Origin of the sequence: Frateuria sp. YIM B11624 (assembly GCF_049727805.1) — a bacterium.
Taxonomy (GTDB): Bacteria; Pseudomonadota; Gammaproteobacteria; order Xanthomonadales; family Rhodanobacteraceae; genus Frateuria_A.
Genome location: NZ_JBCNYA010000029.1, coordinates 14,896 through 30,708, shown reverse-complemented (window position 1 = coordinate 30,708; position 15,813 = coordinate 14,896). Strand labels below are relative to the sequence as shown.

The 15,813-nt window shown below is 65.9% G+C and carries 11 protein-coding genes; 8 read left to right on the top strand and 3 right to left on the bottom strand.

Annotation, left to right across the window (positions count from 1 at the left end; translation table 11 throughout):
• Positions 1-4: 4 nt before the first annotated feature.
• The 4 genes from AAIL17_RS14330 (at position 5) to AAIL17_RS14315 (ending at position 7,537) form a co-directional block, all read left to right on the top strand.
• Positions 5-3,199 carry a type I restriction endonuclease subunit R gene (locus AAIL17_RS14330; protein ID WP_424683533.1) on the top strand — a complete coding sequence of 1,065 codons (3,195 nt, stop codon included), beginning with the start codon at positions 5-7 and terminating at the stop codon, positions 3,197-3,199.
• 174 nt (positions 3,200-3,373) lie between these two features.
• Complete coding sequence (locus tag AAIL17_RS14325) at positions 3,374-6,019, top strand: M1 family metallopeptidase (protein WP_424683532.1); 2,646 nt, start codon at positions 3,374-3,376, stop codon at positions 6,017-6,019.
• A gap of 373 nt (positions 6,020-6,392) precedes the next feature.
• Complete coding sequence (locus AAIL17_RS14320) at positions 6,393-6,782, top strand: carboxypeptidase-like regulatory domain-containing protein (protein WP_424683531.1); 390 nt, start codon at positions 6,393-6,395, stop codon at positions 6,780-6,782.
• 371 nt (positions 6,783-7,153) lie between these two features.
• Positions 7,154-7,537, top strand: coding sequence for a carboxypeptidase-like regulatory domain-containing protein (locus AAIL17_RS14315; RefSeq protein WP_424683530.1), 384 nt, complete (start codon positions 7,154-7,156; stop codon positions 7,535-7,537).
• 104 nt (positions 7,538-7,641) lie between these two features.
• Here the strand turns inward: AAIL17_RS14315 and AAIL17_RS14310 are convergent, their stop codons facing one another.
• The 3 genes from AAIL17_RS14310 to AAIL17_RS14300 form a co-directional block, all read right to left on the bottom strand.
• A complete protein-coding gene (locus AAIL17_RS14310) occupies positions 7,642-8,847 on the bottom strand; it encodes an acetyl-CoA C-acyltransferase (protein WP_424683529.1) in 1,206 nt (401 codons plus the stop codon).
• Positions 8,848-8,988: 141 nt separating this feature from the next.
• Positions 8,989-11,358, bottom strand: coding sequence for a 3-hydroxyacyl-CoA dehydrogenase/enoyl-CoA hydratase family protein (locus AAIL17_RS14305; RefSeq protein ID WP_424683528.1), 2,370 nt, complete (start codon positions 11,356-11,358; stop codon positions 8,989-8,991).
• A gap of 76 nt (positions 11,359-11,434) precedes the next feature.
• Positions 11,435-12,049, bottom strand: a complete 615-nt coding sequence (locus tag AAIL17_RS14300; RefSeq protein WP_424683527.1) for a TetR/AcrR family transcriptional regulator — start codon at positions 12,047-12,049, stop codon at positions 11,435-11,437.
• A gap of 231 nt (positions 12,050-12,280) precedes the next feature.
• Here AAIL17_RS14300 and ndk point away from each other — a divergent pair, with 231 nt between their 5' ends.
• From ndk to AAIL17_RS14280, 4 genes are all read left to right on the top strand, one after another.
• Positions 12,281-12,706, top strand: a complete 426-nt coding sequence (gene ndk, locus AAIL17_RS14295) for a nucleoside-diphosphate kinase (protein ID WP_424683526.1) — start codon at positions 12,281-12,283, stop codon at positions 12,704-12,706.
• 62 nt (positions 12,707-12,768) lie between these two features.
• Positions 12,769-13,935 carry a 23S rRNA (adenine(2503)-C(2))-methyltransferase RlmN gene (gene rlmN, locus AAIL17_RS14290; RefSeq protein WP_424683525.1) on the top strand — a complete coding sequence of 389 codons (1,167 nt, stop codon included), beginning with the start codon at positions 12,769-12,771 and terminating at the stop codon, positions 13,933-13,935.
• On the top strand, positions 13,925-14,716 hold the full coding sequence (gene pilW / locus AAIL17_RS14285; RefSeq protein ID WP_424683524.1) for a type IV pilus biogenesis/stability protein PilW: 792 nt from the start codon (positions 13,925-13,927) through the stop codon (positions 14,714-14,716). The genes rlmN and pilW overlap by 11 nt, the downstream gene beginning before the upstream one ends.
• The gene (locus tag AAIL17_RS14280; protein WP_424683523.1) at positions 14,713-15,690 is read left to right on the top strand and encodes a RodZ domain-containing protein; all 978 of its coding nucleotides are present in this window, start codon (positions 14,713-14,715) and stop codon (positions 15,688-15,690) included. Before pilW ends, AAIL17_RS14280 begins: the two co-directional genes overlap by 4 nt.
• Positions 15,691-15,813: the final 123 nt, after the last annotated feature.

Here is a 15,813-nt window from a genome sequence, read left to right as displayed (position 1 = left end):
GCTGATGGCGTTCCTCTCCGAGGCCCAGCTTGAGGCTGCTTTGCTGGAACAGCTTGGCGCGCTGGGCTACACCTGCGTTTCGGACGAAGTGATCGGCCCGGACGGCAAGCGGCCCGAGCGCGAGGCTTACGACGAGGTCCTGCTGAGGAAGCGACTGACGGACGCCGTGGACCGTCTGAATCCCGGGTTGCCACCTGAGGCGCGGGCGGACGCAGTGCGCCGTGTGACGCAGTCGGAACTGCCCAACCTGCTGGATGAAAATCGCCGTATCCATGGCCTGCTGACGGACGGTATGGGAGTGGAGTACTACGCCGAGGACGGCACCATCGCTGCCGGGCTGGTGCGCCTGATCGACTTCGACACTCCATCTAACAACGATTGGCTGGCGGTGCAGCAGTTTGTCGTGGTGGCGGGGCAGGTAATGCGTCGCCCCGATGTGGTGCTGTTCGTCAACGGGCTGCCTTTCGCGGTGATCGAGCTCAAGGCGCCCGGCGCCGAGAACGCGACACTGATCGGTGCCTTCAATCAGTTGCAGACGTACAAGCAGCAGATTCCCACACTGTTTCGCAGCAACGCGTTGCTGGTTACTTCGGATGGTCTATCGGCGCGGGTGGGATCGCTTTCAGCCGATCTCGAACGATTCATGCCCTGGCGCACCACCGATGGTCGGGAGATCGAGTCCAAGGGCTCTCCCGAAATGGCCACCCTCATCGACGGTGTGTTCGAGCATCGACGCTTGCTCGATCTCCTGCGCCATTTCACCGTTTTCGGTGAAATGGGAAGCGGCCTGGTCAAGATCGTCGCCGGGTATCACCAGTTTCATGCGGTGAAGAAGGCGGTAGTATCGACGCTTCGTGCCACCAAACAAAGTGCGCAGGCGGAAGATCCGGCTGTCTATGGGTTGCCGAGTGTGGACAGCCAGCCAGCCGGAGACCGCAAGGTCGGTGTGATCTGGCACACGCAGGGTTCGGGCAAAAGCCTGCTGATGGCGTTCTATGCCGGGTTGCTGGTGGCTGAGCCACGCATGGAAAACCCTACGCTTGTGGTGCTGACGGACCGCAACGACCTGGACGATCAGCTTTTCGCGACCTTCGCGATGTGCAAGGACCTGATCCGGCAGATGCCAGTGCAGGCGGAGGACCGCGAACATCTCCGCAGCCTGCTCAATCGCGCCTCGGGTGGGGTGATCTTCACCACGTTGCAGAAGTTCTCGCCCCAGGCGGGGGAGACCGAGTTTCCGATCCTGACCGATCGATCGAATGTAGTAGTGATTGCCGACGAGGCACACCGCAGCCAGTACGGGTTCAAGGCGAAGGTCGGTGGCAAGACCGGCGAAATCGCCTATGGCTTCGCCAAGTACCTGCGGGATGCGCTGCCGAAGGCGTCCTTCATCGGCTTCACCGGCACGCCGATCGAGGCGGCCGACGTCAACACGCCGGCGGTGTTCGGGCATTACATCGACGTCTATGACATCAGCCGCGCCGTCGAGGATGGCGCTACGGTGCCGATTTACTACGAATCGCGGTTGGCGCGCATCGAGCTGGACGCAGACGAGAAGCCCCGCGTAGACGCCGAGGTCGACGCTCTCTTGGAGGATGAGGAAGAGCCAGGCGCCGAGCGGATCAAGCAGAAGTGGAGCACGGTCGAAGCGCTGGTAGGCAGCGACAAGCGTCTGGCGCTGATCGCCGCCGACCTCGTGCGGCACCTGGAGGATCGCCTGGCCGCGCTGGACGGGAAGGCCATGGTGGTGTGCATGAGCCGGCGCATCTGCGTCGCCCTGTACGACGAGATCATCAAGTTGCGCCCGGACTGGCACGACGATGACGACACGGCCGGCGCCCTCAAGATCGTCATGACCGGAGCGGCTTCCGATCTGGCCGCATGGCAGCCGCACATCGGCAACAAGGCACGCCGCGACCTGTTGGCTAAGCGTGCCCGCGATCCCAAGGACCCGCTCAGGTTGGTGATCGTGCGCGACATGTGGCTGACCGGCTTCGATGCTCCCTGCATGCACACGATGTACGTCGACAAGCCGATGCAGGGGCATGGGCTTATGCAGGCCATTGCACGTGTGAATCGCGTATTCCGCGATAAGCCGGCGGGATTGATAGTCGATTACATCGGCATCGCGCAAAGTCTCAAGTCGGCGCTGGCGCAGTACTCCAAACCCGACCAGGACAAGACCGGTATCGACGAAGCCGAGGCCGTGGCGGTGATGCTGGAGAAGTGCGAGATCGTGCGCGATATGTTCCATGGTTTCGATTACCGCAGCGCGATGGATGGCACCTCAGCGGAGCGGCTGGCAATGATGGCGGGTGCAATCGAGTGGATTCTCGACAAGCAGCAGCAATGGGCGGCCGCAGAGAAGACGCCTGAAGCGAAGAAGCTGGCGCAACGGCGTTTCACGGATGGTGTGCTGGCCTTGTCCAAGGCCTTCGCGTTGGCCGGCAGCTCGGATGAGGCGGTAGGGATCCGCGATGAAGTCGGTTTTTTCCAAGCGATCCGCGCGGCGCTGGTCAAGACGGCCACTAGCGCTGGAACGACCCGGCCGGATCGCGAGTTGGCCATCCAGCAGATCGTCAGCCGCGCAGTGGTGTCTACGGAGATCGTGGACATTCTGGCATCGGCCGGTATCCAGTCGCCGGACATCTCCATTCTCTCGGATGAGTTCCTGGCCGAAGTCCAGCAGCTGCAGAAGAAGAATCTCGCACTGGAGGCCCTGCGCAAGCTGCTCAACGACAGCATCCGTTCCCGTAGCCGTACCAATGTCGTGGAGACGCGTGCCTTCACCGAGCGCCTGGAAGAAGCGATTGCCCGCTATCACGCCAACGCGATTACCACGGCCGAGGTGTTGCAGGAGCTGATCAACTTGGCCAAGGACATCCGCGCTGCACGCCAACGCGGCGAGGAAAGCGGGCTGAGTCCGGAGGAGATCGCTTTCTACGATGCTCTGGCAGAGAACGAAAGCGCTGTGGAGGCCATGGGCGACGCTGCACTGCGCCTGATCGCCCATGAGCTACTGACCAGCCTGCGCGAGAACGCCTCGGTGGATTGGGCGCATCGCGAATCGGCGCGTGCACGGATGCGCGTACTGGTGAAGCGAATCCTCCGCAAGTATGGATATCCGCCCGATCTGCAGGATGAGGCCGTGCAAACGGTGTTGCAGCAGGCGGAGGCCTTGGCCTCTGCCTGGGCCTGATAGCCATAGCGCTTCTTACGGCGTCGCAAGTCGAGTTGAACCCGAGCCCCCATGACTTCCGGCCGTGTTCGCCCACTGGCGGCTCGGGCAACACTCGCACGGCTCTGTGCCGTTCGTCACCCCTGCGGTGCCGCCTGCACGGCCCATCGTCCCGTTAATCCCACAAGGATCCCTATGCGTCGCCACCTCTCCACCGCAATCTGCCTGGCCCTGGCCGGGTTCACCATGGCCCCGCTGGGCGCTGCTTCGGCGGCCGAGGCGCGGCTGGTCACGACGCAGTTGCCGCGTGGGGTGGTACCCACGCACTACGACGTGGCGGTGACGCCGCATGCGGACAAGCTTTCCTTCGACGGGCAGGTAACGATCACGCTGACGGTGACCAAGCCGACCAGCTCGATCACGCTCAATGCGGCGGACCTGACCTTCTCAAAGGCGTCGCTGACGCCGGAGAAGCTGAAGATCGCCATCCCCGCGCCGAAGATTTCCGTGGATGAGAAGGCGCAGACCGCCACCTTCGCCTTCGACCACCCAATTCCCGCCGGCACCTATCGCCTGGCGATGACCTACACCGGCAAGATCGGCACGCAGGCTAACGGCATCTTCGCGCTGGACTACGACACCAAGGCCGGCAAGAAGCGCGCGCTGTACACGCAGTTCGAGAACTCCGACGCGCGCCGCTTCATCCCGTCGTGGGACGAGCCGAACTACAAGGCCACTTTCACGCTCACCGCGACCGTCCCGACCAACGAGATGGCGGTGAGCAACATGCCGATCGCCTCGAAGAAGGACCTGGGCAACGGCCTGACCGAGGTGCACTTCGGGCAGTCGCCGAAGATGTCCACCTACCTCTTGTTTTTCGGCCTGGGTGATTTCGAGCGCGCCACGCTGAACGCCGAGGGCACCGAGATCGGCGTGATCACGCAGAAGGGGATGATCGACCAGGCCAAGTTCGCGCTGGATTCCTCCAAGCAGGTGCTGAAGGAATACAACGAGTACTTCGGCGTGCCGTACCCGCTGCCCAAGCTGGACAACATCGCCGCGCCGGGCCGCAGCCAGTTCTTCTCGGCGATGGAAAACTGGGGCGCGATCTTCACCTTCGAGTATTCGCTGCTGCTGAACCCGGAGATCTCCACGCAGCTGGACAAGCAGCGCGCGTTCAACGTCGCCGCGCACGAGATGGCGCACCAGTGGTTCGGCGACCTGGTGACCATGAGCTGGTGGGACGACCTGTGGCTCAACGAAGGCTTCGCCTCGTGGATGGCCTCGCGCACGACCCACAAGCTGCATCCGGAATGGCACACCGACCTCGACGCGGTCGGCGTGCGCGAAGGCGCGATGGGTCAGGACTCGGTCGCCACCACGCACCCGGTGGTGCAGCACGTGGAAACGGTGGAGCAGGCCAGCCAGGCGTTCGATGCGATCACCTACTCCAAGGGCGAGGCGGTGATCCACATGCTCGAGGGCTACGTCGGTGAAGAGGCCTGGCGTACCGGCGTGCGCAACTACATCAAGGCGCACGAGCACGGCAACACGGTGTCGGACGACCTGTGGAAGTCGGTGCAGGCCGCGGCCGGCAAGCCGATCACGCAGATCGCGCACGACTTCACGCTGCAGCCGGGCATTCCGCTGATCGAGGTGCGTGCAGCGACCTGTTCCAACGGCAAGACCGAAATCGCGCTGCGCCAGGGAGAGTTCACCCGCGACCGGCCGAACAAGACGCCGCTGCGCTGGCACGTGCCGGTGATCGCCAAGACGGTGGGCGGCAAGGAAGTGCGCACGGTGGTCGACGGCAAGGCCACGCTGAGCGTGCCGGGCTGCGGTCCGGTGCTGGTGAATGCCGGCCAGACCGGCTACTACCGCACGCTGTACGCGCAGAACAACTTCGACTCGCTGAAGGGGCAGTTCGGCAAGCTCGCGCCGATCGACCAGCTCGGCCTGCTCGGCGACACCTGGGCGCTGGGCATGGCCGGGAACGAGCCGGTGTCCAACGTGCTGGCGCTGATCACCGCGACCCCGGCCGATGCCGACCCGCAGGTGTGGGCCGAAGTGGCGGGCTACCTGTCGGCGCTGGACAACTACTATCGCGGCGACCAGGCCCGCCAGCAGCGCCTGCGCACGTTCGCGCTGGGCCAGCTCGAGCCGGTGTTCGCCAAGATCGGCTGGGAGGCCAAGGCGGGCGAGAGCGTGCCGACCGCCAACCTGCGCCTGCAGTTGATCGGCGTGATGGCCGACCTGGGCGACGAGCCGGTGATCAACGAGGCGCGGCGCCGCTTCGCCGCGCAGAAGACCGACCCGAGCGCGTTGCCGGTGGCGCTGCGCAAGACCGTCACCGCGATCGTCGCCGAGCACGCCGACGAGACGACCTGGAACCAGCTGCACGCGGAAGCCAAGGCTGAAACCACGCCGCTGATCAAGGATCAGCTCTACGGCATGCTCTCGATCCCCGAGAACGATGCGCTGGCCCAGCGCGCGCTGCAGCTGGCGCTTACCGACGAGCCGGGCGCCACCAACAGCGCCGGCATGATCCGCGCGGTGGGCTACCACCATCCGGAGATGGCGTTCGACTTCGCCGTGGCGCACAAGGACCAGGTGGACAAGCTGGTGGATTCGACCTCCAGCAGCCGCTTCTATCCGGCGATCGGCGCCAGCTCGACCAAGCCGGAGATGATCCAGAAGATCCAGGACTACGCGCAGAAGTACATCGCGCCGACCTCCCGCCGCGTGGCCGACCAGGTCATCGCCAACATCAAGTACCGCATGATGATCCGCCAGGATCGCCTGTCGGAAATCGATGCTTGGCTGGACAAGCACGCCGGCTGATTCGCGCCAGCCGTGTAGCGACGAACGAGGCCCCGCACTGCGGGGCCTTTTCGTTGGGGCGGGTCTGCAGCCACTTCAGCGGCCGGCCCGTGCCCGTGGCGGCCGGCTCCGGCAGGAGCCTCGCGCATGCATCAGCGGGGCCATGGATGCTCCATCGCACGCATGACCTCCGACCCTAGCGGGAGGCCGCGGCAGCAGTACGCTGGCGACGCCATCTGAGGGATGGCTTTTCATCTCGGATGGCCGTGGGCGGTGCCTGTTCCAGGCGATCAACCGTGCGCCTGGCGGGCGGACCGCCCAGACCCTCATGAGCTTCGTGCCAAACCCCTGGCCGCTCATGGGCCTCCCACATCGATGAAAAGCAGGTATCCCCATGAACGCATCCGCTTCAACCCGTTCGGGCGCGTGCAGGCGCTCGGTGGTACGGAACATGGCACTGGTGGCGATCGTTGGCATCTGCAGTGCGGCCGGCTCTGCCGCGGTCCAGGCGGCAGTGACCACAGGCAGGGTTTTCGGCCAGGCTCCGGCAGGCGCCACCGTCCTGGTCAGCAACCCCGAGTTTGGAATCCAGCGCAAGATCACGGCGAACGCCGAGGGTCGATACGAGGTGACCTGGTTGCCCGTCGGCGTCTACACCGTCACCGTGGTCGACAATGGCCAACCGCTCGTCAAGCACCCGAGCGTGCAGCTCTTCGTGGACCGCGGCTCCCGGGTGGACTTCAGCTGCACGTACGGGCAGTGCTCGGAGGTGGCCGCCAACTAGCGAGGGAAGCCGCAGGCCGGCCGAAGGCCGGTGCTACGCGGACACGCGCCCGGCCGGTATGCGCCGGGCGCTTTCGTCGCGCTCTGCCGCCGCTCACGGGTCAGCCCCGACCCGGATGCGCGTGCAGTGGTCGGTAAGGATGGAAGCTTGGGCAATGACTTTTGGCCCTTCGGCGAACCTCGCACGCCCGATACGCTGCGCGTGCCGTCCGGAGGGCTCTTCATGCCCTGTGCGCGGCGGCGGTCGGTGTCTCCGTCCGGCGTATCGATTGCGCCTGACGTACCGCCATCCGCTCGACCCCTGGGCGCAACGCCAAACCCCTGGCTGCCCATGGTTCTCCCCCCATCGAAGAAATAAAGAAAGGAAATCCCATGAAGACCATTCACTCGATCCATACGGGTTCGGTCCGCCGTGCGCTGTCCGCGCGGTCGTTCGCGCTCGCCGTCGCCCTGACGGTCTGCGGTCTGGCCGGTTCCTCCGCGGTGTACGCGCAGGCGACCGCGGGCGAAGTGTTCGGCAAGGCACCGGCGGGCGATACCGTCACCGCCAAGAGCACCACCAACGGCACCCAGCGCGAGGTCCAGGTGGACGCCAAGGGGCGCTACTCGATCCGCGCGCTGCCGATCGGCGTCTACACGGTCACGCTGTCGGAAAACGGCCAGCCGGTTGCCAAGCACCTGAACGTGCCGGTGGTCGTGGGTCGCGGCATCCTGGTGAACTTCGACGGCGAGGCTGCGGCAACGGGCCAGCACTGAGCGCCGCTGCCGGACGCCGATGCGTTCCAATAAGAAAAGCCAGCGCTTCGGCGCTGGCTTTTTTGTTGGACGAAGCCCCGCTTCGCGGGCGGAGACGCCGGAGGTCAGAGCGCTTCGAAGATACCCGCTGCGCCCATGCCGGTGCCGATACACATCGTCACCATGCCGTACTTCTGCTTGTGCCGACGCAGGCCATGCACCAGCGTAGCCACGCGGACCGCGCCGGTGGCGCCCAGCGGGTGGCCGAGCGCGATGGCACCGCCCAGCGGGTTGACCTTGGCCGGGTCGAGCTCGAGATCCTTCATCACGGCCAGCGCCTGCGCGGCGAAGGCCTCGTTGAGCTCGATCCAGTCCAATTGGTCGCGGCTGATGCCGGTGCGCTTGAGCGCCAGCGGGATGGCTTCCTTCGGACCGATGCCCATCACCTCCGGCGGCACGCCGGCGACGGCGAAGCCGACGAAGCGGGCCAGCGGCTGCAGGTTGTATTCCTTGATGGCTTTCTCGCTAGCGATCAGCACGGCGCCGGCGCCATCGGACATCTGGCTGGAGTTGCCGGCGGTGACGGTGCCGCCGAACTGGCCGTTGCGGAAGACCGGCTTCAGCTTGCCGAGTACTTCCGGCGTGCTGCCGGGGCGCGGACCTTCGTCCTGGCTGATGACGCGGCTGTCGGTGGTGATACCGCCGGTGGCCAGGTCGGGATAGTGGTCGTCGAGCTGGAACGGGGTGATCTCGTCCTTGAATTCGCCGGCGGCCTGGGCGGCCAGCGCACGCTCGTGGCTGCGCGCGGCGAAGGCATCCTGCTCCTCGCGGCTGACCTTCCACTGCTTGGCGACGTTCTCGGCGGTGATGCCCATGCCGTAGGCGATGCCGATGTGCTCGTTGTCGAAGATGGCCGGATTCATGGCGACCTTGTGGCCCATCATCGGCACCATGCTCATGCTCTCGGTGCCGCCGGCGAGCATCAGGTCGGCCTCGCCCAGGCGGATCGCGTCGGCTGCGTAGGCCACGGCCTGCAGGCCCGAGGAGCAGAAGCGGTTGATGGTCACGCCCGGCACGGTGTGCGGCAGGCCGGCCAGCAGCACGCCGATGCGCGCCACGTTCATGCCTTGCTCGGCCTCGGGCATGGCGCAGCCGATCACGGCGTCGCCGATGCGATGCGGGTCGATGCCCGGCGCCTGCGCCATCACGGCGCGGATCACGTGGGCGAGCATGTCGTCCGGGCGGGTGTTCCTGAAAACACCGCGCGGCGCCTTGCCTACCGGCGTGCGGGTGGCGGCGACGATGTAGGCGTCCTGGATTTGCTTGGTCATTTGGGCTTTCTCCGAAAGCCGGAAATCGGGAATGGCAAATCGGGAATGGTTCCGAAGCCCTGCGAGTCCGGCCTTTTGTGGCAAAGGTGTAGGCGTGTCGGGAATGGCTTTTGACTATTCCCTATTTGCGATTCCCGATTCTCAGTTCCGCAGCGGCTTGCCGGTGGTCATGGTGTGGGCGATGCGAGCCTGGGTCTTCTCGGTCTTCGCCAGCTCCACGAAATGCCTGCGCTCCAGCGCCAGCAGCCAGGCTTCGTCGACCAGCGAGCCGCGCTCGATGCCGCCGCCGCACAGCGTGTCGGCGATGCGGCTGGCGATCGCCACGTCGTGCTCGGAGGCGAAGTAGCCCGCCTGCAGGTTGACCAGCGAGGCCTTGAACGTGGCCGTGCCGGTGTCGCCGGCGACCGGGATGGCGCGGGCGGGCAGGGGCGGGCGCCAGCCGCTTTCGGCCAGCGCCAAGGCGACCTGCTTGGCCACATAGAGCAACTCGTAGGCGTTGAACACCACCACGTCCGAGTCACGCAGAAGGCCCAACTGCTTGGCCTCCAGCGCGCTGCCGGAAACCTTGGCCATCGCCACGGTCTCGAACACCTTCTTGAGGGATTCGAACGGATCGGCCGAGTTGGCATGGGCGGCGCGAACGGCCAGCTCCTTCAGGCCGCCGCCGGCCGGCAGCAGGCCCACGCCTGCCTCGACCAGGCCGATGTAGCTCTCCAGCGCGGCGACGGTGCGGGCCGAATGCATCTGGAACTCGCAGCCGCCACCCAGGCACAGGCCGCGCACGGCAGCCACGACCGGCACCAGCGCGTGCTTGATGCGCATGCTGGTGCGTTGGAAGTTGGCGACCATCGATTCGAACGCGTCGAACTTGCCGTCCTTCAGCAGACCCAGCGCGCCCTTGAGATCGGCACCGGCGGAGAACGGCTCGCCGGTCTGCCAGATCACCACCGCCTTGAGCTTTTCCTCGGCCACCCCGATCGCGTGCTGGATGCCGTCGAGCACGTGGTCGTTGACCGTGTTCATCTTGGTCTTGAACGAGAGGATGCCGACGCCGTCGTCGCCGAGCGTCCACAGGCGTACGCCGTCGTTCTCCCACACGGTGGTGCCCTGGTCGAACTTCTCGCCCAGGATCGCGTCGGGGAAGAGCTGGCGCGCGTAGACCGGGTGCTGCGAGCGCGGCTTGTCGGTGTTCGACGCGGCCGAGTACGAACCGGCCTTGCCGTGCACGCCGCTGCGGCCGTCGGTGACCCAGGCGGGTAGCGGAGCGTCGCTCATCGCCTTGCCTGCCTTGATGTCCTCGGCGATCCAGCTCGCGACCTGCTGCCAGCCCGCGGCCTGCCAGGTCTCGAAGGGACCTAGCTTCCAGCCGTAGCCCCAGCGGATGGCGAAGTCGACGTCGCGCGCGGTGTCAGCGATGTCGGCCAGGTGGTAGGCGGTGTAGTGGAAGAGGTCGCGGAAGATCGCCCACAGGAACTGTGCCTGTGGATCGCTGGAGGCGCGGAGCTTGGCGAACTTCTCGGCTGGGTCCTTGATGGCGAGGATGGCGGCGACTTCATCCGAGGCCTTCTGCTCGGACGGCACGTAGTCGCGCTTGGCCGCATCGAGAACCAGGATGTCCTTGCCGACCTTCTTGTAGAAGCCGGCGCCGGTCTTCTGGCCGAGCGCGCCGGCGTCGATCAGGCCCTGCAGCACCGCGGGCGTCTTGAAGTAGGTGTGCCAGGGATCGTCGGCCAGCGTGTCGCCCATGGTCTTGATCACGTGCGCCATGGTGTCCAGGCCGACCACGTCGGCGGTGCGGTAGGTGGCGCTCTTGGGGCGGCCAATCGCCGGGCCGGTCAGCGCATCGACGGTGTCGAAGCCGAGCTTGAACTGCTCGGTGTGGTGCATGGTGGCCAGCATCGAGAACACGCCGATGCGGTTGCCGATGAAGTTCGGCGTGTCCTTGGCGATGACGACGCCCTTGCCCACCGTCGTGGCGAGGAACGCTTCCAGGCCCTCGACCACGGAGGCGTCGGTGAGCCTGGTCGGGATCAGCTCGACCAGGTGCATGTAGCGCGGCGGATTGAAGAAGTGCACGCCGCAGAAGCGGTGGCGCATTTCTTCCGGCAGCGCCTCGGCCAGCGTGTTGATCGACAGGCCCGAGGTGTTGGAGGCGATGACCGCGGTCTTGGAAAGATGCGAGGCGATCTTCTTGTAGAGGTCGAGCTTCCAGTCCATCCGCTCGGCGATCGCTTCGATGACCAGGTCGACTTCCTTCAGGTGATCGAGATCCTCGTCGTAATTGGCCGGGATGATCGCGGCGGCGAGGTTCTTGTCGGCCAGCGGCGCGGGCGAGAGCTTCTTCAAGTTCTCGATCGCCTTCATCGCGATGCCGCTCTTGGGCCCGCCCGATGCGGGCAGGTCGAACAGCACGGTTTCGACACCGGCGTTGGTCAGGTGCGCGGCGATCTGCGCGCCCATGACGCCGGCGCCCAGCACGGCGGCCTTGCGGATGCGGAGTGTTGCGGGCATTGGCTTCTCCAGGGGATGCGGACAGCGAAACGAAAGAGGCTAGGCAGCCGGCCGTGGCCGGTCGGTGAGCCGGTTATCAGGGGTGGCTGAGGCCGGCGGCGGCGAAGCGGATCAGGTGCGCGACGGTCTGCTCGCGATGGGCAGCCTCGCTGACATCGTTCTTGCGCTGGATCATGCCGAAGCCGGACATGGCATGAGTCAGCGCGCCGGTGACCAGGTCGATGCGCCAGTACAGCTCTTCGCGGCTCAGGCCGGGCAGCAGCCGGGCGAACTCGGCGGTGAACTGGCGCATGACGTGGCCGTAGTTCTCCGAAAGGAACTGGCGCAGGTGGTCGTCGTGCTCGGCGAAGGCGCGCGCCAGCACGCGCATGAAGAGCGAGCCGCTGCCGTCGCTGGACAGTGCCAGGGCAGGGCGGATGAACGCGTCGAGCACGTCCTCCAGCGTGGTGTCGCCCTGGCCGGCGACCTTCGACAGCGCGGCCAGTCGGTGCGCGTTCAGCGTATCCAGGCGGCGGCGGAACACCTCCTCGACCAGCTTGTCCTTGGAACCGAAGTGGTAGTTCACGGCGGCCAGGTTGACACCGGCGGCGGCGGTCAGCTGGCGCAACGACGCGCCGTCGAAGCCGCGCTGGGCGAACAGCAGCTCGGCGGCGGTGAGGATGCGTTCCTTGGTCGAGGCGGAACTGTTCACGCTTAGGTCTCGCTCGTCGGCAGGGAATCAAACGATCGTTTGAGCATACGCGCGCGCCTTCCGGGCCGTCAAACGACCGTTTGCGCGGATGTCGGGCCCGCTTGCGATCAGGCTAGAATCTGTCAAACTTTCGTGAGCTAAATCCGCATTTCGTGTCGGATTTGGTCCTACATTGATCGGCAACGCTGCCGATAGCCCACTCAGATACCAGTTTTCCGGAGCAGACCGAACATGGCGCTGGAGCGCACCCTTTCCATCATCAAGCCCGATGCCGTTGCCAAGAACGTGATCGGCCAGATCTATGCCCGTTTCGAACAGGCCGGCCTGAAGGTCATCGCCGCGAAGATGAAGCAGCTGTCCCGCAAGGAGGCCGAAGGCTTCTATGCGGTGCACAAGGAGCGCCCGTTCTTCAACGCGCTGGTCGAGTTCATGATCTCCGGCCCGGTGATGATCCAGGTGCTGCAGGGCGAGAACGCCGTGTTGAAGCATCGCGAGCTGATGGGCGCCACCAATCCGAAGGAAGCCGCGCCGGGCACGATCCGCGCCGACTTCGCCGAATCGATCGATGCCAACGCGGTGCACGGCTCCGATGCCGCTGAAACCGCCAAGGTCGAGATCGCCTACTTTTTTGCGGAGACCGAGGTCTCCCCCAGGTAACTTGTGCGCTCATCCGTGAGCGCGAAGGTCAAAAAGCGGCCATCCGTGGCCGCACTCTTCAAATGAACCAGGTAGCTTCCACTCCATCTGACCCGACAGCAGTAGCAAGCGACAAGGTCAACCTGCTCGACTTCGATCGCCAGGGCCTGCGTGATTTCTTCGCGCAGCTCGGCGAGAAGCCGTATCGCGCCGAGCAGGTGATGAAATGGATCTACCACCGCCTGGAAGACGACTTCGGCAGGATGACCGACGTGGGCAAGGCGCTGCGCGCCAAGCTCGAGGCGACGTGCTACGTCGGTCCGCCGAAAACGCTGTTCGACAAGGCCGCCGCCGACGGCACGCACAAGTGGCTGCTCGGCATGGACGGCGGCAACGCCATCGAAGCGGTCTACATCCCCGAGCCGACCCGCGGCACGCTGTGCGTGTCCTCGCAGGTTGGCTGCGGCCTGAACTGCCAGTTCTGTTCGACCGCGACGCAGGGCTTCAACCGCAACCTGGCTGCGTCCGAGGTGATCGGGCAGATGTGGGTCGCTGCGAAGCACCTGGGCAACGTCACGCACCAGAACCGCCGCATCACCAACGTGGTGATGATGGGCATGGGCGAGCCGCTGCTGAATTTCGACAATGTGGTCACGGCGATGAGCCTGATGCGCGACGACCTCGGCTTCGGCCTGGCGTCCAAGCGCGTGACGCTCTCCACCGCCGGCCTGGTGCCGATGATCGACAAGCTGTCCGAGGCCATCGACGTCTCGCTGGCGGTGTCGCTGCATGCGGCCAACGACGAGTTGCGCACGGAGCTGGTGCCGCTCAACAAGCGCTACCCGATCGCCGAGCTGATGGGCGCCTGCCATCGCTGGATCGAGCGCCGGCCGCGCACCTCGATCACCTTCGAATACACGCTGATGAAGGGCGTGAACGACCAGCCCGAGCACGCCAGGCAGCTGATCAAGCTGATGCGCAAGCTGCCCACCGGCAGTGCCAAGGTCAATCTGATCCCGTTCAATCCCTTCCCGGGCACGCGTTTCGAGCGCTCGGACGCCGAGACCATCCGTGCGTTCCAGACCCTGCTGCTCAACGCGAACGTCCTGACCATGCTGCGCCGCACGCGCGGCGACGACATCGATGCCGCCTGCGGCCAGCTGAAAGGCCAGGTGCTCGACCGCACGCGCCGGCAGGCCGAGTTCCGCAAACGCCTTGATCAGGGACAAGGAGCCGTGCATGCGTCTTGAACGCTGGTTGGGGGCAGCCATGGCGCTTGCGCTGGCCGGATGCGTCACCACGAGCACCGACACCAGCGGGCTGGGCGGCGGCAAACTGCCGCATACCAGCAAGAGCCAGGAGGCGGAGGACGCCGCGCGCATCCACACCGAACTCGGCCAGCAATACATGGCCAACGGCGACCTGCAGACCGCCATGGAGAAGCTCCAGAAGGCGCTGCAGTTCGACGACGACTACGCACCGGCCCACACGGTAATGGCCGTGCTGGACGAGCGCATCAACCGTCCCGAGCAGGCCGAGCTGCATTACCGCCGCGCGGTCCAGCTCGAGCCGGACAAGGGCGGGCCCAACAACAACCTGGGGACGTTCCTGTGCCAGGTCGGCAAGGGCGCGGAAGCGATCGGTTACTTCCAGAAGGCCTTGAAGGATCCTTTCTATTCGACGCCCGACGTCGCCCTGACCAACGAAGGCATCTGCCAGTTGCGCATGAACGACCGCGCCGGCGCCGAGGCCAGCCTGCGCAAGGCGCTGGAAACCAATCCGAACAACGGCGACGCGCTGCTTCACCTGGCCAAGACGCTTTACCTGAACAACGACGCCTTCCGCGCGCGGGCGTTCATCCAGCGCTTCGACGCGCTCGGCCAGCCTAGCGCGGCCGCACTCAAGCTCGGCCACGACATCGAAACTCGCCTGGGTAACACGGATGCTGCCCAAACCTACCTAAGGCGACTGCAAAGCCAGTTCCCGGACTCGGAGCAGGCCCGCGCCCTCGACGCACCCGCTAGCCCATGACCTTCCAGCAGCCCAATCCCGGCCATCGCGCGATTGATCTGTTCGCCATCGCGGCGATCACGGATGGCCCGTCGAACGAATCCGCCAGCTTCGGCAACCGCCTGCGCGCCGCCCGCGAGGCACGCGGCCTGGACCTCGATGCCTGCGCCCACGTGCTCAAGCTCCCGGCGCGCGTGCTGCGCCAGTTGGAGAGCGACCAGCGCGAGGGCATCGATTACGCCGTCTACCTGGCCAGCTACATCACCAAGTACGCGCGCCACCTGGGTGTCGACGAGGACACGATCCAGACCGAGCTGGCGAACCTCAAGCGCGCGGAACCCACGCTCGTGGCCACCGGCGGCATGTCGCATTCGCGCTACCTGCTCGAGCGTTACGCCACCGCAGCCACCTATGTCGTGCTGACCGCGGTGATCGTGGTGCCGATGGTCTGGCTGGGCGTGCGCGGCACGCTGGATCGCGATCTCAGCCACCTGGCCCCGCTGGACGCCACCCCGGTCGCCCAGCAGGACGCACCGGCGCATGTAGCGAGCCGTACCGCGATCGCTGCCGTGAAGGCGCCTTCCGGCAAGGCGGCCACGGCGGCGCCTGCCGAAGAACAGCCGCTGATGGCGTCGATGGCACCGTTCCCTGGGCTGGAAAGCGGCAGCCTCACCGCCGCCAAGCCTGAGGCGGCGACTGCGACGCCGGCACCGGTCGTCGCAGCGCCCGGTGAGCACAGCGTCAGCCTCACGCTGCAGCAGGCGAGCTGGGTCGAGGTCGTCGCGGCCGATGGCTCGCGCCTCGAGTACGGCCTGCTTCCGGCCGGCACCAGCAAGACCTGGAACAGCGCGCAGCCGCTGGACGTGCGCATCGGCAATGTCGGCGGCGCGCAGGTCAGCATCGATGGCCAGCCGCTGGTGCTGGACGCCTATCGCCGCGCCAACGTGGCGCACTTCCGCGTGCAGGACGGCAAGCCCGCGCCCAGCGGCGCCTGATCGCAAGCGACCGCACCGTACGGATCTTTCGCAAGGCCGCGCTCGCGTGTGCGGGTCTGCTCCGCGGTCGCGACTTTCCCGCCGGGAGCTGCCCGCGGCCGTGGTGCTTCGGTTATGCTTGTC